The sequence below is a fragment of the Nocardia sp. PLKS1-43 genome (genome assembly GCF_059510335.1).
Genome location: NZ_JCAJZQ010000001.1, coordinates 1,040,510 through 1,064,335 on the forward strand (window position 1 = coordinate 1,040,510; position 23,826 = coordinate 1,064,335).

Here is a 23,826-nt window from a genome sequence, read left to right on the forward strand (position 1 = left end):
GTGCCGAGTGCCGCCGTGGCGCGTGCTTTGCGGCGGCACTCGGCTGAATATGCGGTGCGTCGAGAGTCACGCTCTCGAATAACGTTGTGTCCCTGCGACGGTCAGCAGAAGACCACGGTGTGGTTGCCGGTTCGGATGATCCGGTCCTGGCTGTGCCATTGCACGGCGCGGGCAAGGACCGAGCGTTCGACGTCCGCACCGCGGCGTTGCAGATCGGCGGTGGTGTCGGCGTGGGTGACGCGCACCACGTCCTGCTCGATGATCGGTCCCTGATCGAGTTCCTCGGTGACGTAATGCGCCGTGGCGCCGATGAGTTTCACACCGCGGTCCTTGGCCTTGGCGTAGGGCCCGGCACCGACGAACGCGGGCAGGAACGAGTGGTGGATGTTGATGATCGGAACACCGACCTCTTCGATGAAACCGGCCGAGATGATCTGCATATAGCGGGCCAGCACGATGAAATCGACGTTGCCCTTCAGCAGTCGCAGGTGTTCTTTCTCGGCGGCTGACTTGTCCCGCCCTTGCGAGGGGACGTGGAAGAACGGAATACCGAAACTCCGGACCTCCTCCGCCGTGTCGGGATGGTTGGAGACGACCATCGCAATCCTCACCGGCAATTCCCCGCGGCGTTGACGCCACAGCAGCTCGACCAGGCAGTGGTCGGATTTCGAGGCGAAGATGGCGACGCGTTTGGGGACGCTCATATCCCGGAGGGTGAACTCCAGATCGAAGCCGCCCTCGGCGAGGCGGACGGTCAGTGCGTCGTCGATGTCCGGCAGTACGGCCGGGAGATTGTCGACGCGAAACTCCGTGCGCTGGAAGAACTTCCCGCCCTGGGGGTCATCGGAGTACTGGTCCAGCGAGATGATGTTCGTACCGAACTCCTGCAGAACCGATCCCACCGTTGCGACGATCCCCGGTTGGTCCTTCCCGTGCACGATGAGCGCGGCGATGTCGTCGACCCGCTCGGCGGCCGTATGCGGGATGGTGATCGTGGGCTGTGTGATCGTCACGCCCGGATGTCCTTTCTGAATGCATCGATCCACTCCGCCGTCGTCCGTAGTCCGCCGAAGGTGTAGAAGTGCACCCCGATACTCCCGTGCTGGGCGAAGTCGGTCTTGGCGATGAGTTCGGTGATGAAGCGATCCGGCCCCGCGGTGCCGAGCAGATTGGTGATGGAGAATCCGTATTTCTTGGCGATGCCCGCGCTCGTCCCGACACCGAAACGTCTGCTGTATGCGATCAGCCGCTTGATGCCCGCGGGCCCGGGCACGCCCACACGGATCGGCAGGTCGATACCGCGTTGCCGGACCTGTGCGCACCAGTCGAGGGCAGAGTCGACGTCGAATCCGAACTGGGTGATGATCTCGCCCCGAACACCGAGCTCCGTGATGGCGGCGGCTTTCTGTTCCAGAGCAGACCACAACGTAGCGTCATCGATGTGCGGATGCCCCTCGGGATAACCGCCGATGCCGATTCGCTGGACTCCGTAGCGCTCGACCAGACCCGACCTGATCAGATCGATCGCATTGTCGTACGGTCCTTGCGCCTGTGCGGGGTCACCGGCGATGAGGAATATCGCCGCGTTGGTGTCGTCCTCGCGAAGCGCACCCATGAACGTGTCGAGCTCGAGCTCCGATGTGATGCGGCGGGCGGAGATATGGGCGACGGGCGCGAAACCCGCGGCCTTCACCGCCGACGCGGCAGCGCGCCGCATCGTGAAATCCTCGTTGCCCAGGAATGTCACGTTGATGCGCGTGCCTTGCGGGATCACCGGTGCGGCATGGTGCAGCGCGTCGATGTCCTTGGCCGTCATCTCCAGGGAGAAGTCGGCCAGGATTTCGTCGTCGCGCATCGTGTCGAGGGAGGAAATGGTCATGACCGGGTGTCCTCACGACTCGGCCGTGCGTTGGAGCGGTACCGAGTGCGCGCGAACTCATCGAACGGCGACGGCTGGACGGTGGCGCGAATGCGCTGGAAATCCAGATCTGCATCGGACGCGGCGCCGGCGCCGGGATGGTCGCCCCACACGACTTCGACCGTTGTGCCGGGTGCGGCGTACTCGTTGTCCACGAGAGCCAGCGACAAGATCGTGCCCACCGGAGCGATCGCAGCGGTCCAGAAGGTGAGACCAGCCAGGCTGCCGGCGGTCTCGATGCGGTAGCGACCGTAACTGAGCTTGAATCCGAGATCCGCGCCGAACACCCGGTCGACGTCATCGCGATCGAATACGAGGGTCACCCTGGAGCGGTGCACTTCGTCCTTGGCCTTACGCAGCGCATCGCGGCCGATGAAGTCGTGGTTGAACGAGATCGATCGCCCGTAGCCCAGCTCCCAGGGGGAGCAGTAGTAATCGTCGATGCGCTCGGAGAAATAGCTGCCGTGCAGCGGCTTCTGGCCCTCGTAGGAGAAAAGGCTCAAGCTTCGGCGGTAGTCCTCGAGCGACGGCGCGGTGTAGATCGCCGGCGTAGGCGTCGGGATCCATCCGCTCTCGATGCCGTTGGTGAAATAGGCCAGACCGCCCACTCGGACCATGTCCGAATCGGTTCCGGCCGCCAGCAGTGCGTCGCGGACCGCCTCATGGTCTTCGTATCGACCGATGAACTCGTATCCGGCTTGGCCCGCCATGCCGTGTCGTAGTGCGCGGACGGGCCGGCCTGCCAGGGTTGCGTGCTGCGAATGGAAGAACTTGGTGTCCGGCAGCGGCCCGCCGAATGCCCGGTCGATGACCTCCATCGCTCGCGGCCCCTGGACCTGGTAGCGGAACAACCGCGGATCACGGTCGGTGCGGACCGAGGAATCCGGATCGGTATCGAATTCGACGTCGTAGCCGCCTTTTTCGCCGTGGTACCGCACCCAGCTCTGCGCGGCGGGGACCCCGCTGAGCGTGTAGGTGTTCTCCTCCTCCCGCAGCAGGATCCCATCGACGATGATGTTGCCGTCCTCGGCGACCGGAATGAACTGCTTGGCCTGGTCGATCGCGAACTTCTCGTAGTCGTTCGCGCTGATCTCGCGCAGCAGACGAGTCGCGTCCGGACCGGTGATACGTGTGTCGAACATGTGATGCGAGAGGTCGAACAGGGCCACCCCGGAGCGCCACGCCTCCTGTTCGGCGGCCCAGCCGGCGTATTCGGGTGCCACCACCGGCACCGCCCACGGCTCGACACCTGGTTTCCAGAGCAGATTGACCGCCGATCCGGCCTGTTCGATTCCGTCCTGAACGCTTGGGTTGCCCACAGTGTGCTCCCTGCCACTCCCATAGTGTGTATGTGTACGAAATCATAAACATTATGGTGGATAGCATGTCAAGCGTGAGTGGAGAAGCGAAAGAGGTTCTGGCGCAGCTTGCCCTGGACGAGCAGTTGGCCGACGTGGCCGATGCGATCCACAATGTCGCGCGCAAACTGGCGTTGCGTGCTCGCGATGTCCGTGAGATCGTCCCGCTGACAGGCACCGAGGTCGAGGTCATCCGCGAGATCATCCGGAGCTCGGCGGGCACCACTCTCACCGAGATCGCCGCGGCGACGGGACTCAAGCGCAGTAATGTCAGTGCCGCGCTTCGGGTCCTGGAATCTCGCGGCCTCCTCACCAAGGAACAAAGCCTCCAGGACGCCCGCTACGTTCGAGTGCTGGCCACGGACTTCGCCCTGGAAAACGTGCAGAAGATCCGGTCCCTGTGGGTGCGTCGTTTGCGCACGGTGCCGAAAGACGTTCTCGAACAGACCGCGGCGCTTCGTGAGGCTTTGATGGCCTTGGATCGATCCCTCGACCACTGAGTCGGGCGACTTATCCGTTTGTAGCGGTTTCGTGGCCGGGGCAGCTGGTCCGTAGCTCTTGCGGGAGGCCGGGCGCGCCGGCTTGTGAACCGTCGGCAGGCCATGCTGGTCGGCTTGCGCGAGATTCGCATGCGCGGCAGCACCGGACGCACCTACCACGACAAGAAGGCCGAGGTCAGGTTGGGCGCCGGGCAGGTGTCACTGTGAGTTGACGACTGGTTGGGGGAGCAGGTTTTTGACGCGTGATACCAGCTCGGGCTGGTCGGGCCGGGACAGCAGGAGCCCCTGGGTTGCGGTGGCGATTTCGGCGGCCATTTCGACGGCGATGTTGCCGCCCTCCTGGGCCGCGCCGTCGGCCGCGCGGTCCAGGCGGCGGACGAGTTCCTCCGGGATGCAGCCCGGCGCGAGTTCGTGCCGCAGCAGATTCGCCTCGGCGGCCGAGCCCAGCGCGTGCAGGGTCGCGACGACCGGGACGTCGCCGTCGATCACGTCGAGCAGCGGTTCGAGAGCTTCGGGACGGTAGACCGGGCTCGTCACGATGAAGTGCGCGCCGGCATCGATCTTGCGGCGGATGCGGGTCCGGTCGGCGGCAGTGAGCCGGGGAACCGCGCGGATGCGGACGCCGATATCGAAATGCGTCGGGGTTTCCAGGCGCAGGCCGTGCCGGTCGATGCCCTCGTTGAGGTTGCCGAGCAGTTCGATCAGCTCGACCACGTCGACGGCCCACCGGCCCTCGCCCCAGGACGCCTCGTCGCTGGGCGCGCTGCCGTTGCCGCACACGAGCCGGGTGACACCCCGCGCGTGGCCGCCCAGCAGGTGCGCCTGCAACGCCATGACCGTGCGGCTCCAAGTGGTGACCGTGGCGACGGTGGCGACGCCGGTGCGGCCGTGGCAGGTGGCGGCCAGGTCGATCGCCTGGTTGGTGCTGGTGTAGCGCGACCGTTCGGGTCCGGAGGTGGCCGTGACGACCAGATCGGCCCCGGCGTCACGGACCGCGGCCGCGGCACGCGCCGCTTGCTCCCGGTCGGCCTCGCGCGGCACCACGTAGGCTCCCAGTATCGGCGCCCCCCGGGCGTTCAGGATGAGGTCGCGCACAGGTCACCGCCTAGGCCGTTCAGGATCTCGAGCGCCAGCTGCACCGCCAGGCGATCAGTATACGAACCCAGATCCACCCCGGCGATCTCCGCTGCCCGCCGGAGCCGGTACGCGACGGTGTTCGGGTGGGTGTGCAGCAGGGCCGCCGCCCGTTGCGGGCTCCCGTTCTCCCGGAAGTACACGGCGAGCGTCGCACCGAAATCGGTGCCGTTGGCCCGGTCGTAGTCGAGCAGGTCACCCAGCACGTGCCGGGTGAATCGGCCCAGTTCCGCGACGTCACGCACCTGGGCGAGCAAGCGGTGCACGCCCAGGTCGGCGAAGACGACGACCTCGGACAGTCCCGGGAAGGTTCGCCCGATGTCCACCGCGCGCCGGGCCTGCTCGTAGGAGGTGCTGATCCGGGCCGCGCCGGTGTGCGGATCGCTCAGGCCCGCGACGATCCGGATCCCGGGGAAGCGCGCGGTGACCGTTTCCCGGCACAACCTCGCCAGGCCGCCGAGTCTGCGTGCGAGGCCCGCGTCGTCGTCACCCGGCACCAGGGTGACGACCTCGGTGCCGCGGTTGACGACCGTCGCGGTCGGCCAGCGCGCGGTGATCAGGTGCTCGACGAGATCGGTGACGGCCGGCGCCGGCGCCCCCTCGGGCGAGTCCACCGCGATGAGCAGCACCCGCTGGCGGTGACCCGGTTCGATGCCCAGATGTCTTGCCCAGCCGTCGATGTCGGCCGCGGTGCGATCGCCGACCAGGACCAGTCCGTCGAACAGCTCGCGGCGTGCGCGCCCCGCCGCGATCGCGACGACCCGGCGGCGACCCAGGATCACGGCGCTGACCATGGCGGCGTGCTCGGTCACCATGATGCGGGTGTCCTCACCGGTCTCGTCCGCGTCGTGTCCCGCGGTCAGGAGATAGGCCACCGCGTCGTCGCCCACCAGGATCGGCGCGACGACGAGTGACACGGCCCAGGCCCCGAACGCCGGGAGGGACAGTGCGCGGCGCATCTGCGCGGCGGCGGAGATCAACTGCGACACCGTCTCCCGGTCCTCGTCCAGCGCCGTGGTCAGCAGATCGGCTTCGTCGGGTTCGGGGCCGCCGCTGAGTTCCAGCACCGAGAGCGAATCGTCCACCACCGCGGCCCACACCCCGGCACGGGCGGCGACCAGCGCGACGATCTGGCCGAGATCGCCATCGGCTGTCGCCACACTGGACAGCTCGCTGCACAACGCCACGATCTGATGCAGGTCCATCACCGTGCTGTCCGGAACACTCATCGGCACTTCTCTCCCCGGTGGACAGCACCCGGGCTGATCGCATGGCGCTCCCGGACGTGGGTTGGTCCTGACTTTGATACCACCGAACGAAGCCACAGGCCACTGTGCAGGGCATTTGTGCCTGAACACAATTCGCCGGGCGCTGGTCTTGGCGTCGAGGACCGTGTGCCGGGGGTGTTCGCCTTGCGATCCTGAGCCGGGCGCCGGAGATATCGCCCGGCGCATCCCGTCGAAGGAAGGAACAACGTGGGTGAGGCAGTGCAGGAAAGCCTTCAGGCGGCGATCGAACGGGTGGGCAATCCGGTCGAACTCATGCGCAACCAGGCGCGCCGTGCCTTCTCGCACGGATTCGGTTTCGTTCCGGCCGAATTCACCAACTGGCGGGAGGAAGCGCTGGCGTGGCACACCTCGTGTGTGCTGATGGATCAGTCGCACCACATGGTCGACCTGTTCGTCGACGGCCCGGATACCGTGCGGCTGCTGGAGCACCTGGGCGTGAACAGCTTCGCCACGTTCGGCGACAACAAGGCCAAGCAGTTCGTGGCGGTGAACAACGAGGGGCACTACATCGGCGACTGTGTCCTGGTGGGGTTGAGCGACCGATCGGCCGATCTCGTGGGGCGCCGCACGGCGCTGGACTGGGTCGAGTACAACGCGCTGACCGGTGACTGGGACGTGACGGTCGAGCGTGACCCGCAGTCCGTCGAGCGCGGTGGTCTGCCGCCCAAGCTCTATCGCTACGAGATCCAAGGACCCGCGACCGCGTCCCTGGTGGAGAAACTCACCGGGGCGCCGATGCCCGAGGTGCGGTTCTTCGGTATGACCGCCTTCACCATCGCAGGCAAGCAGGTGCGGGCCATCCGCCACGGCATGGCCGGACAGGTCGGATTCGAACTGTTCGGCCCCTGGGCGGACGGTCCCGCGGTGCGTGCGGCGATCCTGGACGTGGGCGAGGAATTCGGGATGAAGCAGGTCGGGTCGGTGGCCTACTCGACGGCGAATCTGGAATCGGGATGGATCCCGGGCCCCATGCCGGCCATCTACACCGACCCGAGCCTGACCGGCTATCGCGAGTGGCTCCCCGCGAACAGCGCGGGTTCGCTTGCGGGCAGCCTCTTTTCGCAGAGCGTGGCCGATTACTACGTCACGCCCTACGACCTGGGCTACGGACGACACGTCAAGTTCGACCACGAGTTCGTGGGGATGGACGCTCTGCGTGCGCGGGCCGAGGGACCGCAGCGGCACAAGGTGACTCTGGTGTGGCACCCCGAGGACGCCGCGCGCATCTTCTGCTCGCTGTGGACTCCGGGGCCCACCTACAAGTACTTCTCCTTGCCGAAGGCACGGTACGGCCAGTTCCAGATGGACGAGGTGCTGGTCGGCGGGCGGCGGGCGGGCATCTCGATGGACTGTGGGTACGTCGTGCGTGATCAGGCAGTCGTATCGCTCGCGGTCGTCGACGAGGAGTTCGCGCGTCCGGGTACCGAAGTGCGCGTGGTGTGGGGTGAGGATCCGGTGTCGGACAAGCCTTCCGTGGAGCCGCACGACCAGGTCGAGGTGCGCGCCACCGTCGAGGCAGCCCCGCTGGACAGCTTCGCCCGCACCCGTTACCGCGGCGCGAAGTCATGAGCGGGCGGGCGATCTCGTTGCTGACGGATTTCTCACTGGAGATCACCGGAAAGGACATCGACCGGCTGACCGCGGCTGCGCCGCACATCCCCCGGGGAACGCGGGTGCACCTGACCTACCTGGCCGGCGAGGATCTGGAGACGCGGGTCAAGGCGGCCGGTGTGTGCCGGGCCCTGGAACTGATCCCGGTGCCGCACGTCGCGGCCCGGCGGTTGCGCTCACCCGCCGAACTCGAGGAGTTCCTGGCCGGTCTTGCCGATGTGTCCGCCGCCGACCGGCTGTTCGTGGTCGGCGGTGACCCGGCTGTTCCGCTCGGGCCGTACCCGGACGCGTTGTCGGTGCTGAAAAGCGCTGTGCCGCAACGATTCGGGATGGCCGAGGCGGGCATCGCCGGATATCCGGAAGGTCACCCCGACATCCCGGCCGACGTGCTGTGGCGGGCGCTGGAGGACAAGGCGGCACTGCTGGCGGAGACGGAGTCGGCGGGCTCGGTGGTCACCCAGTTCGGCTTCGACTCGGACGCGGTCCTGGACTGGGTCGAACAGGTCCGGTCGCGGGGGATCACGCTGCCGATCCGGGTGGGTGTGCCGGGCCCGGCGGGCATCCGCCGCCTGGTGCGGTACGCGACCCGGTTCGGGGTGGGCACGAGTGCCGGGATCGTGCGCAAGTACGGGTTCTCGCTCACCAATCTCATGGGTACCGCCGGGCCGGACCGGTTCCTGCGGGATCTGGCTCGGCGGTGGGAACCGCAACGGCACGGCGACGTGCGGATCCATTTCTACAGTTTCGGCGGAGTGGAAGCCACGGTGGAGTGGATCGCGGACTTCACCGCACGCCCCGGCGAGGAGGCGGTGTCGTGACGGCGGCGCAGGATATCCGGCCCGCGACTGCGACGACCGGCAGCCGGGAACCCTTGGCATCGCTCACGGTGCAGGGGCTCGATCGGCCGGGCATCGTCGCTGCGGTGACCGATGTGCTGAGCAGGCACGGCGCGAACATCGTGTCGCTGGACCAGTATTCCGACGATCCCAGCGGCGGCGCGTTCTTCCAGCGGACGGTGTTCTCCGCGCGGGATCTGCCCGAGGTGCTGCCCGCGGTCCGGCAGGATCTGGACACGGTGCTGCGCGAGGGATTCGACCTCGAGTTCACCCTGCGCGATCTGGCGGTTCGCAAGCGGGTGGCGATCTTCGCGTCGAAGTCGGAGCACTGTCTGCTGGATCTGCTCTGGCGGCACCGGCGTGGTGAGCTGCCCGTATCGGTGGCGATGGTCGTGTCGAACCACGCCGATACCGCGGCCGAGGTGCGTGCCTTCGGGATCCCGTTCTTCCATGTGCCCTCCGCCGGGCCGGACAAGTCCGCCGCGGAAGCCGAGCACCTGCGCCTGCTGCGCGGAAACGTCGATTTCGTCGTTCTGGCCAGGTATATGCAGATCCTGTCGGGAGATTTCATCGACCGCGTCGGCGTGCCGATCATCAACATCCACCACTCGTTCCTGCCCGCCTTCGTCGGCGCCGGGCCCTACCTGAAGGCCAAGGAGCGCGGGGTGAAGCTGGTCGGCGCGACGGCACATTACGTGACCGAGGATCTGGACGAGGGTCCGATCATCGAGCAGGACGTGGTGCGGGTATCGCATGCGGACAGTGCCGCGGAGCTGCGGCGTCGCGGGGCGGACGTGGAGCGCGCGGTGCTGTCGCGGGCGGTGGCCTGGCATGCGCAGGACCGGGTTTTCCGGCAGGGCAACCACACGATCGTCTTCGCGTGAAGGGGGTTCGGGTGACGCGATGGATCGATGGCGCGGGCGTGGCGCGACGGATCCGGGAGCGGGTCGCGCGGGAGATCACGATGTCGTTCACGCCGGATACTGCGCCGGGGCTGGCCACGGTTCTGGTGGGGCAGGACCCGGCGAGTGCGGTGTACGTGGCGAGCAAACGACGGACGGTGCGCACGCTGGGCATGCGTGATCTGCACCGGGCGGTTCCGTCGGATGCCTCGCAGCAGCAGGTCGCATCGGTCATCGACGCGCTGGCCGAGGATCCGGCGGTGTCCGGGATCCTGCTGCAACTGCCGCTGCCCGCGGGGCTGGACGCGGCCGCGTTGATCGATCGGATTCCGGTGGTCAAGGACGTCGACGGGCTGACGACGCTCAGTGCCGGACTGCTGGCTCGCGACCAGTTCGGGCTGCGGCCGTGCACACCGGCCGGTGTCATCGAGTTGCTGGATTCCGAGAAGGTCACTCTCGTCGGCGCGAATGCAGTCGTGGTCGGCCGATCGGATCTGGTGGGCAGGCCGATGGGGCAGATGCTGATGAACCGGGACGCCACGGTCACGGTGGCGCACAAGGGAACCGCGGACCTGGCCGCGGTGACTCGCGCTGCCGACGTGCTGGTGGTCGCCACCGGGGTGCGCGGACTGATCGGGCCGGAGCACGTCAAACCCGGCGCCACGGTGGTGGACGTCGGAATCCACCGCACACCCGAGGGATTGGCCGGTGACGTGCGCGCCGAGGAACTCGTGGGCCACGCCGCCCGGCTCACTCCGGTGCCGGGCGGAGTCGGCCCGATGACGATCGCGATGCTCATGGCCAATACGGTCCGGGCCGCCGAGTGGGCGCGCGAGTTCAGCTGATGATTTGGTGCGACAACGGAAAGGCCGGCCCATGGGCATTATCGACACGAACAGGCAACGACGCCTCGGCGGCGGGGGCGTCCGGCTTGGCATCGTGATTCCGGCGGTACTCGCACTGTGCTCGAGCCTGCTCGCGGCCTGCGGTTCCGGCGAGGCCGACGGCGCCACGAAGGTGACCGTCGGCGTCGCCGACACGATCTTCGACGCGCCGTTGCGGGTGGCCGACGCGAAGGGGTACTTTCGCGCCGCAGGGCTGAAGGTCGAGTTCGTCGACCTGCCCTCGTCGCTGGATGCCGCTGCGCTGGAATCGAACTCCGTGCAATTCCTCAACTCCAGCCCGACGACCTTCATCAACGCGGTCAACCGGAGGATCCCGCAGCTCGCGGTGTCCATGGACGGTGCGGGTGCCCCGCTCGGTCTGATCGTCAGCACGAAATTCGCGCGGGCGCACCATATCACCGGCAGCACACCACCCGCCCAGGTGGCCGAGGCGCTGCGGGGATCCACCGGCGGCGCGAGTTCGACCACCACGCAGGGACAGGCGGGCATTTTACTGCGGGAGTACGGGGTGTCCCCGGGCACCGTTCGCTACGTGTCCCTGCCGAGCCCGGCGGCCGACAAAGCAGCACTGACCAGAAATCAGATCGACTGGTTCGTCACCTCCGAACCCACTCCGCTGGCGGTGCAGGCAGACGGTGACGGGGTCGTGGTGGCCGGTCCGGACACCGTGCCCGCGTGGTCGGCGCCCCGGACCGGGTACGGCCAGATCGTCGTGGTGCGGAAGGACTATGCCACCGAGAACGCCGCGCTGGTGCGTCGTTTCGTGCGGGCGGTCCAGCAGGGCAGCGCGTACATCCGCGGGCACGAGTCCGACGTGGTGAACGTCGTGAAGCCGACGTTCTCCAGCATGGCCGATCCGATCCTACTGGCGAGCCTGCGGCAGGTGAACTGGCCGGCGACCGGCGCGATGAGCGTCGACGGATGGAACACCAGCATGGACTTCATCAAGAAGACGAACGCGGTCCCCCGGGACGCGAAGCTATCGCCGGCCAACTGGACCGACGAGTACCTGCCGCGGTAGCACCGCCATGGACCACGAGAGACGCGATCAGTCTCGCCCGGTAAGCGCGTCCGGAGTGGTGCGTGGTGCCGCACCTGAAGCGGTGAGGCACCCGGACGCCGTCGAGCATCCTCAGCAGCATCGGGCTGTCACCGGCCCGGCCGTCGCCGGTTCGCCTTCCGCGTACTTGCGTACTCGGTCCGAGTGGGCAGTGCTCCGAAGGGATCGGGAGTCAGGGTGTATTTGGTCTGGAGGTACTCCTCGATGCCCTCGATACCGCCTTCGCGGCCCAGGCCGGACTGCTTCCAGCCGCCGAAGGGCGCTGCCGCGTTGGACACGACCCCGACATTGAGGCCGGTCATGCCGGTTTCGAGGCGTTCGATCAGGCGTTGGGCGCGGGCCAGATTCTGGGTGTGGACGTAGGACGCCAGTCCGTATTCGGTGGCGTTGGCGATTTGTACGGCCTCGTCCTCGTCCTCGAACGGTACGATCGCCAGGACCGGGCCGAAGATCTCCTCGTGCAGGATCCTGCTCGCCGCGGGAACATCGCCGAGAACCGTTGCGGGATAGAACGATCCGGGCCCCGCCACGGCCGTCCCGCCGATGAGCAGCCTGGCTCCCCGCTGCACCGCGTCACCGACCAGATCGTCCGCCTTGCGTACCGCCCGGTCGTCGATCAGGGGGCCGATGGTGACGCCCTCCTCGGTGCCCCGGCCCATGGTGAACGTGCGTACTCGTTCGGTGACTCGCCGGGTGAATTCGTCGACGACATCGCGGTGGACGATGAATCTGTTTGCCGCGGTGCAGGCTTGGCCGACATTGCGGAATTTCGCGGCGATCGCGCCGTCGATCGCGCGGTCCAGGTCGGCGTCGCCGAAGACGAGGAACGGGGCATTGCCGCCGAGTTCCATCGAAGTGCGCAGGACGTTGTCGGCCGCCTGTGCCAGCAGCAGCTTGCCGACCGGCGTGGAGCCGGTGAAGGAGAGTTTGCGCAGCCGCGGATCGGTGATGATCGCCGCCGAAACCGGTCCGGCGGATGTGGTCGTGACCACGTTGACGACTCCGGCGGGAAGTCCGGCCTTCCTGAGGATTTCGGCCAGGAACAGTGTGGTGAGGGGAGTGAGTTCGGAGGGTTTGATCACCACGGTGCACCCGGCTGCCAAGGCGGGCGCGATCTTCCGCGTTGCCATGGCGAGCGGGAAATTCCACGGGGTGATGAGATAGCACGGCCCGACCGGGTGTTTCGTGATGATCATCCGCCCGGCGTTCTCGGGTGTGTTCCCGTAGCGGCCGGTGACCCGGGATGCCTCCTCGCTGAACCAGCGCAGGAATTCGCTGCCGTAGGCCACTTCGCCCCGGGCCTCGGCGAGCGGCTTACCCATCTCGATCGTCATCAGCAGTGCGAGGTCTTCGGCATGCTCACGAACGAGTTCGAATGTCCGGCGCAGGATTTCCGCACGGGCACGCGGCGGGGTGGCCGCCCACGCGGGGAACGCGTCACATGCGGCGTCGAGCGCGGCACGCCCGTCCTCGACGTCCGCGTCCGCGATCTGTTTGACCGCCGCCCCGGTCGCGGGATCGTGGACCGCGAACCCAGCGCCGGGGCTTGCCGGACGCCAGCTTCCCGCGATCAACAACCCGTCGGGAACCTCCGCAAGCAGTTCGGCTTCGCTCGCGCTCATGGGTACTCCTCGAATTCTCTTGGCGGCGTGAAGAATAGATCGGCCGCCTCCGGTGGAGATGTGCTCACCGCGCAGCGGAACCGTCCAGGACCGCCAGCAGATCACAGTGGATCCGGCTGCCGCCGTCGAGCTGGGCGGCGACGGCTTGACGGGCCGGACGGTTCGCGGGGTCGGGGAACATCGTCAGCCATTCCCGGTTGAGTGCGTCGCGGTCGCGGTAGTCCGCGAGCCAGAACGTCATCTTCAGGATGTCGTCCGTGGTGCCTCCGGCCGCGCTCAGCAGTGCGCGCACGTGCTCGAATACATTGGCGCACTGCTGATCCAGACTGTCCGGCAGCTCGCGGGTGACCGGGTCGCGTCCGGTGAGCACACCCGAGGCGAGAAAAGGGCTGATGCGGCTGCCGACCGGGATGGGGTTGGCGTGCGTGAATCCGGGCGGGTTGATGCTGACGCGACGAGTCATGCCAGCGCCTCCGCGATCACCCGGTTCTCGATGACGCCCAGTCCGGCGATCTCGGCCCGCACCGTATCGCCGGGAACCAGGAAATCTCCTGTGGGAGCGCCGATTCCGGACGGTGTGCCGGTGGCGAGGATATCGCCGGGCATGAGTGTCATGACCTGGGTGAGGTAGGCGATCTGCTCGTAGATGTCGTAGATCATGTCGTCGGTGGACCAGTCCTGGCGGATCCGGCCGTTGACGGTCAGGGTCATGTGCAGGTCGAGCGGATCGGGGATCTCGTCATCGGTGGTCAGCCACGGCCCGATCGGGCCGTGCGTATCGAAGGATTTGCCGAGAGTGAAGGTGGGGGAGCGCTTGTGCAGCCAGTCGCGCACCGAGACGTCGTTCGCGACGAGATATCCCGCGATGACCGATCGGGCGTCCTCGACCGGCACATGCCTGCACTGTCGTCCGATCACCACGCCGAGTTCGATCTCGTAGTCGAGTTCCTCGGAGATATCGGGTTTCACGATGGCGTCGTAGGGCCCGGCGATGCAGGATGTCTGCTTGTTGAACCACATCTGGCTGGTCGGAATCGGAATACCGGCCTGCCGGGCCTCCTCGGCGTGTGCCCGGTAGTTCATACCGATGCCGAGATACTTCTGCGGGTTGTCGATCGGTGCCTCGAGCACCACATCGGACAACGCGTGGCTCGGACCCTGGGCCGCGATGATCGAGTCCGTCAGCTCGTCGAGCCGGGGCAGGATCGCGCGCAGCGAGGTTCCGACACCGGGGGCCTCCGAGATGTCGGTGAGGTGATCACCGTCGACGCGGCCGAGCCGGGATGGGTTGTCGCCGAGGTGAAATCGGGCGATTCTCATGATTGTCCGGCTCCGTTCTCCGCGCGGGTGTCGATGACGTCGCCGGTGTCGGCGGCCACGAGTTCCGAGTCCAGGGCGGGCCAGAGGTGTTCACCGTCGGGGGTCAGCTGGAAGTTCAGGAACACCCACGCGCCGTCCGCGCGACGCCGCAGCACCTGCGTGGCCATCCCGGCGACGACGCGCTCACCGCCCTCGGGCGTGCGCAGCCGGTTGATCAGCCGCCCGGTCATGATCGCGACGTCCGCGCCGACCATCCGGATCCGCAACTGCTCGCGTCGCAGCTCGATATATGCCTGGCGTTTCTCGACGTGCTCGAGCAGTTGGGCCTTGCTGTGCGTGAGCCCGGGAGCGTGGATGTGCACCAGCGATTCGTCCATCAGCTCGCTCAAACCGGCGGCGTCGGCGGCCATCAACGTCTCGTGTCGGCGCTTCTCGACCGCGAAGATCTCCTGCCGGGTCCGCTCGTTCGCGTCGGTCACCGACGCGGGTTCCAATTCGGTCATATCAGTCCTTCGGAAGATGTGGCTCAGTGCGCGCTCTGCGCGTACCCGGTACGGAAACCCGTTGCGGCCCCGGCCTCGTGGCCGGGGCGCGGCTGGCCCACCAAGGCGTGGTACTTGCTGAAGATTTCGTCGGCCTCGGCCAGCGGCAGAACGTCCTCGATGTCCTTGAACGGCTCTCCGTTCGTGCGTTCCTCGACCATGCGCCGGATGACTTCGTAACCCTCGCCGCGATGCGACAGGACGATGCCGTTGACCATGGCCAGGCGCTGGGCCTCGAACGCCAGCAGCGCCTCGTGTGGGTCCTCGATCGCGGCGAGCTTGTCGGCCAGGGCGGCGCCGTCGACGATCGACTGGCACGCGCCGTTGCCACCGCGCGGGTACATCGCGTGCGCGGCGTCGCCGATCAGCACAACCCGGCCGTCGACCCAGGTGTCGAGCGGTTCGTGGCGGATCAGCGGGAACAGGTAGACCTCGCCCGCGTCGCGCAGCATCTGCTGCACGTCCAGGATCGGGATCCGGGTCCGGTCGTAGTAGGGCAGGATCTCCTCGACCGAGCCGAGTTGGTTCCAGTCCTCGACCGATTCGTCGCGGGTGGCCTCGACGACCCAGTTCACCAGGGTCTTCCCGCTGCCCTGCCAGTTGTCGGCGATCGGGTAGACGATCATGCTGGAGATCTGCGGAGCGCCGATGTGCAGGATCGTGCCGCCGGTGCCGAACGGTTCCATCAGCGTGGTGCCGCGCCACATGGTGATGCCGGAATACACCGGATCCGCGCTCTCGGGATGCATCTGGCGGCGAACCACGGATTTGATGCCGTCCGCCGCGATGACCACGTCGGCGATGACCTGCCCGGTGGAGCCGCCGACGTGCTCGATATCGAGGGTGACCTTGTCGCCGTCCTGGTGGTACCCGAGCGTTCGGGCGCCCAGGACCACCGAATCCTCGCCGAGGCGTTCCAGCACGGTCCGGTACATCAGCATCTGCAACACGCCGCGATGTACGAACCGCTGTTCGTGCAGGTAGCCCATGTGCGTACCGCACAGCTCGGCGTAGATCTCCTGGCCGTACTTGTTGTAGAAGACCGACTCCTTGGCGTCGACCGAAATGGCGCGGAACTCCTCGAGCAGCCCCAGCTCCTCGAACTCCTTCGTGCCGTAAACCTTCACATCGATGCCGACGCCCAGGGGCTTCAGCTCGGCCACCGTCTCGTAGATCCGCGGGCGAAAGCCCTTCTGGTGCAAGCGGAGTGCTGCGGCCAAGCCGGCCGGGCCCGCGCCGATGATGGCGATGTCGGTCATCGTTTCCTCGTTCTGCTGTGCGTTGTTCCGGTGTGCGTTGTCACGCTTCGAAAAATGTGTATGATTTCGAAAACAGTATCTTTATAGCAGAAGTCAGGAGAGGCCTGCATGACCGTCGTCGACATCAACATCCACCACCTGCCCGAGGACCTGTTCACCAACGAGGCGATGCTCAACGGATTCCTCAACAGCGTTCCGCGCGGGTTCGGCGAGATCGCGCGCGTGGAGACCATGGACACCGGCAAGAAGCACATGATTCTGGAGAAGCCCGCCGGCCATCAGAACCTCAACTACGTCGAGGGTGACTACTCGGCCGAGGCGAAACTGGCCGTGATGAACGACGCCGGTGTCGACTACGGCATCATGCGTGTTCCGGTATGGCAGGAGTGGCTGGGGCTCGAGACGTGTAAAGCCGTGAACGACAACGCTTTCGAGATCACCAAGCGCTCGGAGGGGCGGTTGTTCATGACCGCGTGCGTCCCGCCGTGGGGTGGTAAGGAGAACATCTACGAGCTCGAGCGCTGCATCGGCGACCTGGGCGCGGTCGGTGTGCAGCTGGCCTGCCACTACGGCCAGCTCTACCTCGACGACCCGGTATTCGAGCCCTATCTGAAGATCATCGAGAAGCTCGACATCCCGGTGATCGTGCATCACACGCCGCTACCGGTCGAATGGCGCACGGTCGTCGACTACACGAATCTGCGTCGCGAGTTCGGCCGCATCGTCGACCAGGCCACAGCGGTGGGCCGCGAGTTGTTCAGCGGGATGTTCGACCGGATGCCCGGCCTGCGGTTCGTGCACACCATGCTCGGCGGCAACTGGTTCGCCAACCAGGCACTGCTGACCCCGCACGTGTCGAACAAGAAGGAGTCGCTGGTCCGCCTCGATTCGACCGGCGGCAAGGAGATCCAGAATTTCATGGAGCGCAACATCTTCTTCGACCTGACCCACCCGCACTCCTGGGGTAAGGATCAGATCGAGTGCGCGATCAAGGTCAACGGCGCGGACCACTACATGTTCGGCTCCTCGTTCCCGGTCTTCTACGGCTGGATGAGCCAGGGGGTCAACTTCATGCAGAACGAGGTCGAGATCACCGCCGAGCAGCGCGATCTGATCATGTACGGCAACGCCAAGCAGATGTTCAAACTGCCGATCTGAGGCCCATCCGCAGGACCACCGCAGACCGATCACGACCGAGGCTAGAAGGCGATGAGCAAGGACATACCGCAGGACGGCGAGGACATCGATGGTTTCTTCTCGACCGCGCGGACGGCGGGACGCGAAGCGGCCGTGGAACTCCCGGCCGAGGGATATACGGCATATCTGTTCGACCACGGCGACCCGCGGATCGCCCGGTTCCGCGGGATGACCTACGAGGAGTTCGCGACCGACCGATATCTGTCCGCCGATTTCCTGCGGGATCTGCTCAGCGGCTGGGACGAACTGCTGGGCGAGCCGTTCGTCGGCGTCACCTCCGACGGCGTCGTCCGGGAGGGGCTGTACTCCCTCCCGGACACGCCCGTCACCGACGACGGTGCCGCGGTCGCCGCCGCGGAGCGGATGCTCGCGCTGCTCACCCCGCAGGAGCGCGAGAAGTTCACACATGCGTTGGACGACAACGATTTCCGGGCATGGAGCAATCCGGAGTTCGTCTTCCATCGGGTCGGTCTGCGGCTGGAAGATCTGGACGAGGAGTGCTCGGACGCCTTCCTGGCGTTGGTGCGGGCGTCGCTGAGCGCCGAAGGATATGAACGCGTCCGGGAAGCCATGGCGCTCAACGGATTTCTCGGAGAACTCGTGGACCTGCCCAGGATCATGAACGACCGCAGCTACTGGGCGTCGCTGTACGGCACACCTGCCGTCGGCGGCGCGTGGGGCTGGCAATTGTTCGGACATCACGTCGCCGTCAACTTCGTCTCGGTGGCCGGACGGCACGTCGCCGCACCGGTGTTCCTCGGGGCCGAGCCGGCGATTTCGGACGGCACGCGGCCGCCGATCTTCGAGGAGCGAGAGCGACTGGCCGTCCGGCTGGCCTCGTCGCTGAGCTCCGAGCAGCGGGCGAAGGCCGTCGTCTACGAATCGGTGCTCGATCCGGCGATGCCCGACGGGCGACTGCACCCGGCCGACGAACGGCACGTCGCGGGTGCGTTCCGGGACAATCGCGTAATTCCGTACGAGGGCATCCCGGCCGGTGAACTCGACGCGCGGCAGCGAAAGTTGTTGCGCGACATCGCCGAGAGCTTCCTGCTGATCCAGGACGCTCAGCGCGAGTCGACGATGGCCGAGTTCGACGCCCATCTCGACCAGACGTGGTTCAGCTGGTACGGCGCGACCGACGGCACCCAGCCGACCTATCTGCGGATCCAGAGTCCGGTGTTCCTGGCCGAACTGGATCACCATGCGGGCGTGTGGCTGACCAATCGGCTACCGGCCCGATTCCACGTGCACAGCACGTTCCGGCTGCCCAACGGCAACGACTACGGGCGAAGCTATATCGCCCAGTGGGCGTCGCGCTCCGGCTGAGGAGCGTTCATCGGCTGTCCCGCAATCGTTTTGGAGTCATCATGCTACCTGTCACCAACCCCGATCCGGCCTTCCGGATCACCCGCGCGAGCCATGTCACCATGGCCGTCACCGATCTGGCGAGGAGTCGCGACTTCTATCGCGACGCCGTCGGCCTGGTCGTCACCGAGGAAACCAGCGACACCGTGTACCTGCGCGGTCTGGAGGAGGCCGCGCACCACAGCCTGATCCTGGAGCAGTCCGGCACCGCCCACGCGCGTCGGGTCGGCCTGCGGGTGCGCACCGATGCGGACATCCTGCTCGCGGAAAAGTTCTTCGCGGACAACAACATCGAACATCAGCGGGTCGAGCGCGCGCATCAGGGGGCCACCCTGCAATTCCGCGACCCGGTCGGCACGCTCATCGAACTCACCTCCGAGATGGACGTGGTGCCGCGCCGGATGCAGCACTACGACGAGTTCAGATCCGGTGCGCCGCAACGTATCGACCATTTCCAGGTGGTCACCTACGACGTGCGGAAGGCCACGGATTTCTGGACCGGGTTGGGCATGCGGATGTCCGAGTACACCGCGAAGGACGGCACCGACGAGTTGTGGGGCTCCTGGATGGAGGTCAAGGGCAACACCCACGATCTGGTGTTCACCAACGGCCGCGGGCCCCGACTGCACCACTTCGCCTTCGCCGTGCCCGATGCCACCGCGCTGATCCACGCCGCCGACGTCGTCGGCGCACTCGGATTCGGCAACGAGATCGACCGCGGCCCAGGTCGTCACGGCATCAGCAATGCGCTGTTCCTGTATCTGCGCGATCCGGACCAGCACCGGGTCGAGCTGTTCAATACGCACTACCAGTTCATCGACCTCGAGACCCCGCCCATCCGCTGGGACGTCACCGATCCCCGGCGTGCGCAGTTGTGGGGGATGCCCGCCTCGCGCCGCTGGTTCTTCGAGGCCAGCGAATTTCCCGGCGAGGTGTTGCACGAGCCGCTGTTGCAGGCCACGCCGGAAACCCTCGAAGGCTATCTCGGCATCCATTGACCGGTGCCGCACCATCCGATCAATTCGAACTATCGAAAGAAGTTGTCATGTGCCACCGGCAACACTCCAGGTCCCCTCTGCTCGCCGTGAACGACGGTGTGTTCCGGGCGAAAATCCGATGACGACCGGAACGACGGATGGCCCGAATGCCGCGAAATTGCCGAACTCGTTGCGGGACAAGCTGTTGCGCGCACCCGTCGCCGGTTTGTCGGCGCAGTTGCGCAAGCGCGGGCTGAACAACGTGACGATCGAGGGCGTGCGTTCGTTGACGCCGGGCGTGAAGATGGTCGGCACGGCCAGGACGTTGCGGTTCGTGCCCAATCGGGAGGATCTGTTCGCCGCGCACGGTGGCGGATACAACGCGCAGAAGCGGCTTTTCGACGCGGTCGGCCCGGGGGAGATCATCGTCGTCGAGGCGCGCGGGGACACCGGTGCGGGCACGCTGGGAGATGTGCTCGCCTTGCGCGCACACGTCGCGGGTGCGGCCGGCATCGTCACCGATGGCGGCGTACGCGACGTCGAAGCCGTTGCCGCGGTGGGGATTCCGGTTTACACCGTCGGCGCCCATCCTGCCGTGCTCGGACGCGTGCACGTGCCGTGGGACACCGACCTCACGATCGCCTGCGGCCGCACGACGGTCCAGCCCGGTGACATCGTCGTGGGCGATGACGACGGTGTGATCGTGCTGCCTGCGGCCATCGCCGAGGACGTCGTGGACGACACGTTGCGCCAGGAGGCCGAGGACGCGTGGATCGCCACGCAGGTCGCCGCCGGTCATCGGGTCGAGGGGCTGTTCCCGATGAATGCGCGGTGGCGGGCGAAGTACGAGCAGTCGCTCGCCGAGCAGAAGGAGCGCTGATGCTGCCCGCCGAAACGATCACCGCCCTCGCCGGCGAACTGGCCGGGGCCGGGCGCGACCGCCGCATGATCCCGCGCATCACCGCCCGCTACCCGGATGCCACGATCGAGGACTCCTATGCGATCCAGGGCGTGTGGCGCGACCGTAACATCGCCGACGGCCGCAGGCCGGTCGGTCGCAAGATCGGCCTGACCTCGCGCGCGATGCAGGCTGCCACCGGAATCACCGAGCCCGATTACGGCGTGATCTTCGAGGACACGGTGCGGGAGAACGGCTCTGTCATCACGTTCGACGGCTTCTGCAACGTTCGCATCGAGGTCGAGCTGGCCTTCGTACTCGCCCGGCCGTTGCACGGACCGCACTGCACGGTGTTCGACGTGCTGCGCGCCACCGAATTCGTCACTCCCGCACTGGAAATTCTCGACTCGCACATCGAGATGGAGGGCCGCACGATCGTCGACACCATCGCCGACAACGCCGCCTACGGCGGTCTGGTGCTGGGTGGCAACCCGACCGCTCCGGGCGCTGTCGACCTGCGGTGGGTGTCCGCGCTGCTCTACCGCAACGAGGCGATCGAGGAGACCGGCGTGGCGGCCGGGGTGCTGAACCATCCGGCGACCGGAGTCGCGTGGCTGGCGAACAAACTTCATCGGCACGACGCCCATATCGGCGCGGGTGAGATCGTGCTGGCCGGATCGTTCACCCGGCCGGTGTGGATTCAGCGCGGCGACAGCGTGTTGTGCGACTACGGACCGATGGGAACCGTCTCGTGCCGATTCCACTGACCCCCACCTTCCGAGATGCGCTGGCCTCGCGCACGCGTCCCCTGGCCGGGATGTGGGTGTGCTCGGGCAGCCCGCTGATCGCCGAGATCTGCGCGGGCAGCGGTCTGGACTGGCTGCTGATCGATATGGAACACGGCCCCAATGGACTGGAATCCGTTCTCGCGCAACTGCAGTCGATCGCCGCGTACCCGATCTCGCCGGTGGTCCGGGTGGCCTCGGACGATCCCGTGCTCATCAAACAGGTTCTCGACCTCGGCGCGCGGAACCTGTTGGTGCCCATGGTCTCCTCCGCCGAACAGGCCCGCCGCGTGGTCGAGGCGACGCGGTACCCACCGCGCGGCCGGCGCGGAGTCGGCTCGGCGCTCGCGCGGTCGGCGCGCTGGAATCGGGTCGAGGGGTATCTGACCCACGCGGATTCCCATGTGTCGCTGTTCGTTCAGGTCGAGACGATCGACGCGGTCGGGGCCGCCGGACAGATCGCCGCGGTCGACGGTATCGACGGTGTATTCGTCGGACCCTCGGATCTGGCCGCGTCGATGGGCCTGCTCGGACAGCAAACGCATCCGGATGTCGTCGCTGCCGTGTGTCGTGCGTTCGCCGCGGTTCGGAAGGCGGGAATTCCGGTGGGGGTCAACGCGTTCGACACCGCCGTCGCCGACGGGTACCTGACCGCGGGTGCGGCCTTCGTCCTCGTCGGGGCCGATGTGGCACTGCTGGCGCGTGGTTCGGAGGCTTTGGCCTCCCGATTCATCACTGAGACAGGGGCATCGGGCTCAGTGTGACACCGCCTCCACGCATCGGGGCGGGATGGACATCCAGGAGTTCGCCGAAAACCGGTACGGCAGCGGCATATTCGGCAGCGCCCGATCGGGCGGGCCGCGACCGGGCCGCGCAGATTTCCCGGCCGGATCGGGCCGGGAAGAACAGGAACACTCGAGATGAGGAAGTCATGAACACTATCTCCCGAGCCGGGACGTTGGCCGTCCTCGCGGTGGCCGCGGCGGCGGCCGCCGGTGGCGTCGCGGCCGCCGCACCCGCGCCGGCCGCTCCGTCGGCTGTGGTCGACGTCGCCGATTCCCCCTCCACCCCAAGCGATCTCGAACGCAGCGCGGCGATCGACAACGCGGTCGGCGCGGTGAGCAACGCGTTCAACAACGGCGCCAACGACGGCAAGCTGTTCGGTGGCGCGCTCGGCGCGGCGGTGGGCTGCCCCGTCGGCGCGATCACCGGCGGCACGCTGACCGTCCTGACGACCGCCGGGACGCTGACGCCGATCGGCATCGTCGGCGGCTGCCTGCTCGGTGGCGTCACCGGTGGCGGTCTGGGCACCCTCGTCGGCGGCGCGATCACCGGCATTCCGCCACTGGTCGGCACCGCCACCGAACAGTACAACCAGTTGCACGCCAAGGGATTCGTCTCCGCCCCGCTGCCTGCCGCGCAGTAACTCCCGGCCGATCGCCGGACTCCATCACGATGAAGTGAGAACACCATGAAATACACCACCGCGGGAACCACGGTCACCGCTCTGACTGCCGTCGCCGTCGCGTTCGGCGCTGGCTCGGCACATGCCGACGCACCCGCCGCCGAGCCGGGCAAAGTGGGCGTCCAGGTCGCGCCGGGTATTCAGTTCACCGGTTCGACCACCGACAATTCGTCGATGCTGACCACCCCGGTCGGGGCAGTGACGATGCACGACGGGCAGCTCTCGGTCCAGAATGCCACGCAGCAACAGCTTTTCGGCACACCCCAGAAGACGGTGGCGAGCGATCCGGCCGCGCCCGCCTCGACACCGGTAGCCGCGCCCGCACCGCCCGCCGCGAGCGGCGACGTTCTCGGTGATGTGCACACCGCCTGGCAGCAGGCCGGTGCGTACACCGGCCTCGCGGCCGGAATCGGCGGTATGGCAGGCGGATTCGCCGGTGCGGCCGTCGGCTGCCCGGTCGGCGCGGTCACCCTGGGCAGTATGGTCACCGTCATGTCGGCCGCCGCTCTGACCGTGCCCGGCATGATCGGCGGCTGTATGGCCGGTGCGGCGATGGGCGCGGCGGTCGGCGGCATGTTGGGCGCCGGAGCCGTCGGCATCCCGGTCGGTGTGGCCGTCACCGTGGACAAGTACAACCGGATGCAGGCCCAGCGCGCCGCGAGCCCGCGCGGCTGACCTCGGGCGCGCGGCCCGAAGCGCCGAACCATCCGGCGATCCGAGCCGGACGGTCGAACCGGAAACGGAAACGATGAGGTGGCACCGTAGTCGCGGTGCCGCCTCTTTTCACTGTTATCCGGTTTCCGTGCGGGCGGATCGCACGACCCCGGAATTGGCCGGGGCTCGTCTACACCGGCCGGGTTCATCGACACCGGCCGGGCACGCA

General features: G+C 67.1%; 24 protein-coding genes and 1 pseudogene. 15 read left to right on the top strand and 10 right to left on the bottom strand.

Annotation, left to right across the window (positions count from 1 at the left end):
* Positions 1-101 precede the first annotated feature (101 nt).
* The 3 genes from purU (AC5WS7_RS04955) to AC5WS7_RS04965 are packed head-to-tail and all read right to left on the bottom strand — an operon-like array spanning position 102 to position 3,237.
* The gene (purU, locus tag AC5WS7_RS04955) at positions 102-1,013 is read right to left on the bottom strand and encodes a formyltetrahydrofolate deformylase (RefSeq protein ID WP_495953109.1); all 912 of its coding nucleotides are present in this window, start codon (positions 1,011-1,013) and stop codon (positions 102-104) included.
* On the bottom strand, positions 1,010-1,879 hold the full coding sequence (locus tag AC5WS7_RS04960; RefSeq protein ID WP_495953110.1) for a methylenetetrahydrofolate reductase: 870 nt from the start codon (positions 1,877-1,879) through the stop codon (positions 1,010-1,012). Before AC5WS7_RS04960 ends, purU (AC5WS7_RS04955) begins: the two co-directional genes overlap by 4 nt.
* Entirely contained in the window at positions 1,876-3,237 is a 1,362-nt protein-coding gene (locus AC5WS7_RS04965) for a hypothetical protein (protein ID WP_495953111.1), read from the bottom strand. The genes AC5WS7_RS04960 and AC5WS7_RS04965 overlap by 4 nt, the downstream gene beginning before the upstream one ends.
* A 32-nt stretch (positions 3,238-3,269) precedes the next feature.
* Between AC5WS7_RS04965 and AC5WS7_RS04970 the strand changes: the two genes are divergently transcribed.
* Entirely contained in the window at positions 3,270-3,776 is a 507-nt protein-coding gene (locus AC5WS7_RS04970; protein WP_495953112.1) for a MarR family winged helix-turn-helix transcriptional regulator, read from the top strand.
* Positions 3,777-3,860: 84 nt separating this feature from the next.
* Positions 3,861-3,983 (top strand): hypothetical protein, encoded by a 123-nt coding sequence (locus AC5WS7_RS04975; RefSeq protein WP_495953113.1) that lies wholly within the window; start codon positions 3,861-3,863, stop codon positions 3,981-3,983.
* Here the strand turns inward: AC5WS7_RS04975 and AC5WS7_RS04980 are convergent.
* Positions 3,975-4,871, bottom strand: a complete 897-nt coding sequence (locus AC5WS7_RS04980; RefSeq protein WP_495953114.1) for a methylenetetrahydrofolate reductase — start codon at positions 4,869-4,871, stop codon at positions 3,975-3,977. The two genes, AC5WS7_RS04975 and AC5WS7_RS04980, sit on opposite strands and share 9 nt — an antisense overlap.
* On the bottom strand, positions 4,853-6,139 hold the full coding sequence (locus tag AC5WS7_RS04985) for a PucR family transcriptional regulator (protein ID WP_495953115.1): 1,287 nt from the start codon (positions 6,137-6,139) through the stop codon (positions 4,853-4,855). The genes AC5WS7_RS04980 and AC5WS7_RS04985 overlap by 19 nt, the downstream gene beginning before the upstream one ends.
* Positions 6,140-6,385: 246 nt before the next feature.
* On the opposite strand from AC5WS7_RS04985, the gene AC5WS7_RS04990 reads away from it, so the two are divergent.
* The 5 genes from AC5WS7_RS04990 to AC5WS7_RS05010 are packed head-to-tail and all read left to right on the top strand — an operon-like array spanning position 6,386 to position 11,474.
* A complete protein-coding gene (locus AC5WS7_RS04990) occupies positions 6,386-7,768 on the top strand; it encodes a hypothetical protein (RefSeq protein WP_495953116.1) in 1,383 nt (460 codons plus the stop codon).
* Positions 7,765-8,628: a methylenetetrahydrofolate reductase gene (locus tag AC5WS7_RS04995; RefSeq protein ID WP_495953117.1), complete on the top strand. Its 864-nt coding sequence runs from the start codon at positions 7,765-7,767 to the stop codon at positions 8,626-8,628. Before AC5WS7_RS04990 ends, AC5WS7_RS04995 begins: the two co-directional genes overlap by 4 nt.
* Positions 8,625-9,530: a formyltetrahydrofolate deformylase gene (purU, locus tag AC5WS7_RS05000; protein ID WP_495953118.1), complete on the top strand. Its 906-nt coding sequence runs from the start codon at positions 8,625-8,627 to the stop codon at positions 9,528-9,530. The genes AC5WS7_RS04995 and purU (AC5WS7_RS05000) overlap by 4 nt, the downstream gene beginning before the upstream one ends.
* Positions 9,531-9,541: 11 nt before the next feature.
* Positions 9,542-10,393 carry a bifunctional 5,10-methylenetetrahydrofolate dehydrogenase/5,10-methenyltetrahydrofolate cyclohydrolase gene (locus tag AC5WS7_RS05005; protein WP_495953119.1) on the top strand — a complete coding sequence of 284 codons (852 nt, stop codon included), beginning with the start codon at positions 9,542-9,544 and terminating at the stop codon, positions 10,391-10,393.
* Between the two features lie 31 nt (positions 10,394-10,424).
* Positions 10,425-11,474 (top strand): ABC transporter substrate-binding protein, encoded by a 1,050-nt coding sequence (locus AC5WS7_RS05010; RefSeq protein ID WP_495953120.1) that lies wholly within the window; start codon positions 10,425-10,427, stop codon positions 11,472-11,474.
* Between the two features lie 128 nt (positions 11,475-11,602).
* On the opposite strand, the gene AC5WS7_RS05015 is transcribed toward AC5WS7_RS05010, so the two are convergent.
* The 5 genes from AC5WS7_RS05015 to AC5WS7_RS05035 all read right to left on the bottom strand — a co-directional run bounded on the left by AC5WS7_RS05015 (position 11,603) and on the right by AC5WS7_RS05035 (position 16,256).
* Complete coding sequence (locus AC5WS7_RS05015; RefSeq protein WP_495953121.1) at positions 11,603-13,135, bottom strand: NAD-dependent succinate-semialdehyde dehydrogenase; 1,533 nt, start codon at positions 13,133-13,135, stop codon at positions 11,603-11,605.
* A gap of 64 nt (positions 13,136-13,199) precedes the next feature.
* Positions 13,200-13,598 (bottom strand): RidA family protein, encoded by a 399-nt coding sequence (locus tag AC5WS7_RS05020; protein WP_495953122.1) that lies wholly within the window; start codon positions 13,596-13,598, stop codon positions 13,200-13,202.
* Positions 13,595-14,455, bottom strand: a complete 861-nt coding sequence (locus AC5WS7_RS05025) for a fumarylacetoacetate hydrolase family protein (protein ID WP_495953123.1) — start codon at positions 14,453-14,455, stop codon at positions 13,595-13,597. Before AC5WS7_RS05025 ends, AC5WS7_RS05020 begins: the two co-directional genes overlap by 4 nt.
* A complete protein-coding gene (locus AC5WS7_RS05030; protein ID WP_495953124.1) occupies positions 14,452-14,958 on the bottom strand; it encodes a YybH family protein in 507 nt (168 codons plus the stop codon). The genes AC5WS7_RS05025 and AC5WS7_RS05030 overlap by 4 nt, the downstream gene beginning before the upstream one ends.
* A gap of 23 nt (positions 14,959-14,981) precedes the next feature.
* Positions 14,982-16,256: an FAD-dependent monooxygenase gene (locus AC5WS7_RS05035; protein WP_495953125.1), complete on the bottom strand. Its 1,275-nt coding sequence runs from the start codon at positions 16,254-16,256 to the stop codon at positions 14,982-14,984.
* Between the two features lie 108 nt (positions 16,257-16,364).
* Between AC5WS7_RS05035 and AC5WS7_RS05040 the strand changes: the two genes are divergently transcribed.
* The 8 genes and pseudogenes from AC5WS7_RS05040 to AC5WS7_RS05075 all read left to right on the top strand — a co-directional run bounded on the left by AC5WS7_RS05040 (position 16,365) and on the right by AC5WS7_RS05075 (position 23,618).
* On the top strand, positions 16,365-17,414 hold the full coding sequence (locus AC5WS7_RS05040) for an amidohydrolase family protein (RefSeq protein WP_495953126.1): 1,050 nt from the start codon (positions 16,365-16,367) through the stop codon (positions 17,412-17,414).
* Positions 17,415-17,465: 51 nt separating this feature from the next.
* Positions 17,466-18,779 carry a DUF3500 domain-containing protein gene (locus AC5WS7_RS05045; RefSeq protein ID WP_495953127.1) on the top strand — a complete coding sequence of 438 codons (1,314 nt, stop codon included), beginning with the start codon at positions 17,466-17,468 and terminating at the stop codon, positions 18,777-18,779.
* Positions 18,780-18,820: 41 nt separating this feature from the next.
* Positions 18,821-19,816, top strand: coding sequence for a 3,4-dihydroxyphenylacetate 2,3-dioxygenase (gene hpaD / locus AC5WS7_RS05050; protein ID WP_495953128.1), 996 nt, complete (start codon positions 18,821-18,823; stop codon positions 19,814-19,816).
* Between the two features lie 157 nt (positions 19,817-19,973).
* Positions 19,974-20,675: pseudogene (locus AC5WS7_RS05055) on the top strand (RraA family protein); the annotation flags it as partial.
* Positions 20,675-21,460, top strand: coding sequence for a fumarylacetoacetate hydrolase family protein (locus AC5WS7_RS05060; RefSeq protein ID WP_495953129.1), 786 nt, complete (start codon positions 20,675-20,677; stop codon positions 21,458-21,460). The pseudogene AC5WS7_RS05055 and the gene AC5WS7_RS05060, both read left to right, overlap by 1 nt.
* On the top strand, positions 21,445-22,242 hold the full coding sequence (locus tag AC5WS7_RS05065) for an HpcH/HpaI aldolase family protein (protein ID WP_495953130.1): 798 nt from the start codon (positions 21,445-21,447) through the stop codon (positions 22,240-22,242). The genes AC5WS7_RS05060 and AC5WS7_RS05065 overlap by 16 nt, the downstream gene beginning before the upstream one ends.
* A 167-nt stretch (positions 22,243-22,409) precedes the next feature.
* Positions 22,410-22,904: a hypothetical protein gene (locus AC5WS7_RS05070; protein WP_495953131.1), complete on the top strand. Its 495-nt coding sequence runs from the start codon at positions 22,410-22,412 to the stop codon at positions 22,902-22,904.
* A 45-nt stretch (positions 22,905-22,949) separates the two neighbouring features.
* The gene (locus AC5WS7_RS05075) at positions 22,950-23,618 is read left to right on the top strand and encodes a hypothetical protein (protein ID WP_495953132.1); all 669 of its coding nucleotides are present in this window, start codon (positions 22,950-22,952) and stop codon (positions 23,616-23,618) included.
* Positions 23,619-23,826 lie beyond the last annotated feature (208 nt).

Bases quoted from the DNA above. Each gene is read 5' to 3' on its own strand.
- AC5WS7_RS04960 (WP_495953110.1), bottom strand. From the start codon at position 1,879: ATGACCATTTCCTCCCTCGACACGATGCGCGACGACGAAATCCTGGCC.
- AC5WS7_RS04995 (WP_495953117.1), top strand. From the start codon at position 7,765: ATGAGCGGGCGGGCGATCTCGTTGCTGACGGATTTCTCACTGGAGATC.
- AC5WS7_RS05025 (WP_495953123.1), bottom strand. From the start codon at position 14,455: ATGAGAATCGCCCGATTTCACCTCGGCGACAACCCATCCCGGCTCGGC.
- AC5WS7_RS05030 (WP_495953124.1), bottom strand. From the start codon at position 14,958: ATGACCGAATTGGAACCCGCGTCGGTGACCGACGCGAACGAGCGGACC.
- AC5WS7_RS05075 (WP_495953132.1), top strand. From the start codon at position 22,950: ATGAAATACACCACCGCGGGAACCACGGTCACCGCTCTGACTGCCGTC.
- AC5WS7_RS04985 (WP_495953115.1), bottom strand. From the start codon at position 6,139: ATGAGTGTTCCGGACAGCACGGTGATGGACCTGCATCAGATCGTGGCG.
- AC5WS7_RS05045 (WP_495953127.1), top strand. From the start codon at position 17,466: ATGAGCAAGGACATACCGCAGGACGGCGAGGACATCGATGGTTTCTTC.
- AC5WS7_RS05070 (WP_495953131.1), top strand. From the start codon at position 22,410: ATGAACACTATCTCCCGAGCCGGGACGTTGGCCGTCCTCGCGGTGGCC.
- AC5WS7_RS05040 (WP_495953126.1), top strand. From the start codon at position 16,365: ATGACCGTCGTCGACATCAACATCCACCACCTGCCCGAGGACCTGTTC.
- AC5WS7_RS05015 (WP_495953121.1), bottom strand. From the start codon at position 13,135: ATGAGCGCGAGCGAAGCCGAACTGCTTGCGGAGGTTCCCGACGGGTTG.
- AC5WS7_RS05020 (WP_495953122.1), bottom strand. From the start codon at position 13,598: ATGACTCGTCGCGTCAGCATCAACCCGCCCGGATTCACGCACGCCAAC.
- AC5WS7_RS05010 (WP_495953120.1), top strand. From the start codon at position 10,425: ATGGGCATTATCGACACGAACAGGCAACGACGCCTCGGCGGCGGGGGC.
- hpaD (WP_495953128.1), top strand. From the start codon at position 18,821: ATGCTACCTGTCACCAACCCCGATCCGGCCTTCCGGATCACCCGCGCG.
- AC5WS7_RS05060 (WP_495953129.1), top strand. From the start codon at position 20,675: ATGCTGCCCGCCGAAACGATCACCGCCCTCGCCGGCGAACTGGCCGGG.
- AC5WS7_RS05035 (WP_495953125.1), bottom strand. From the start codon at position 16,256: ATGACCGACATCGCCATCATCGGCGCGGGCCCGGCCGGCTTGGCCGCA.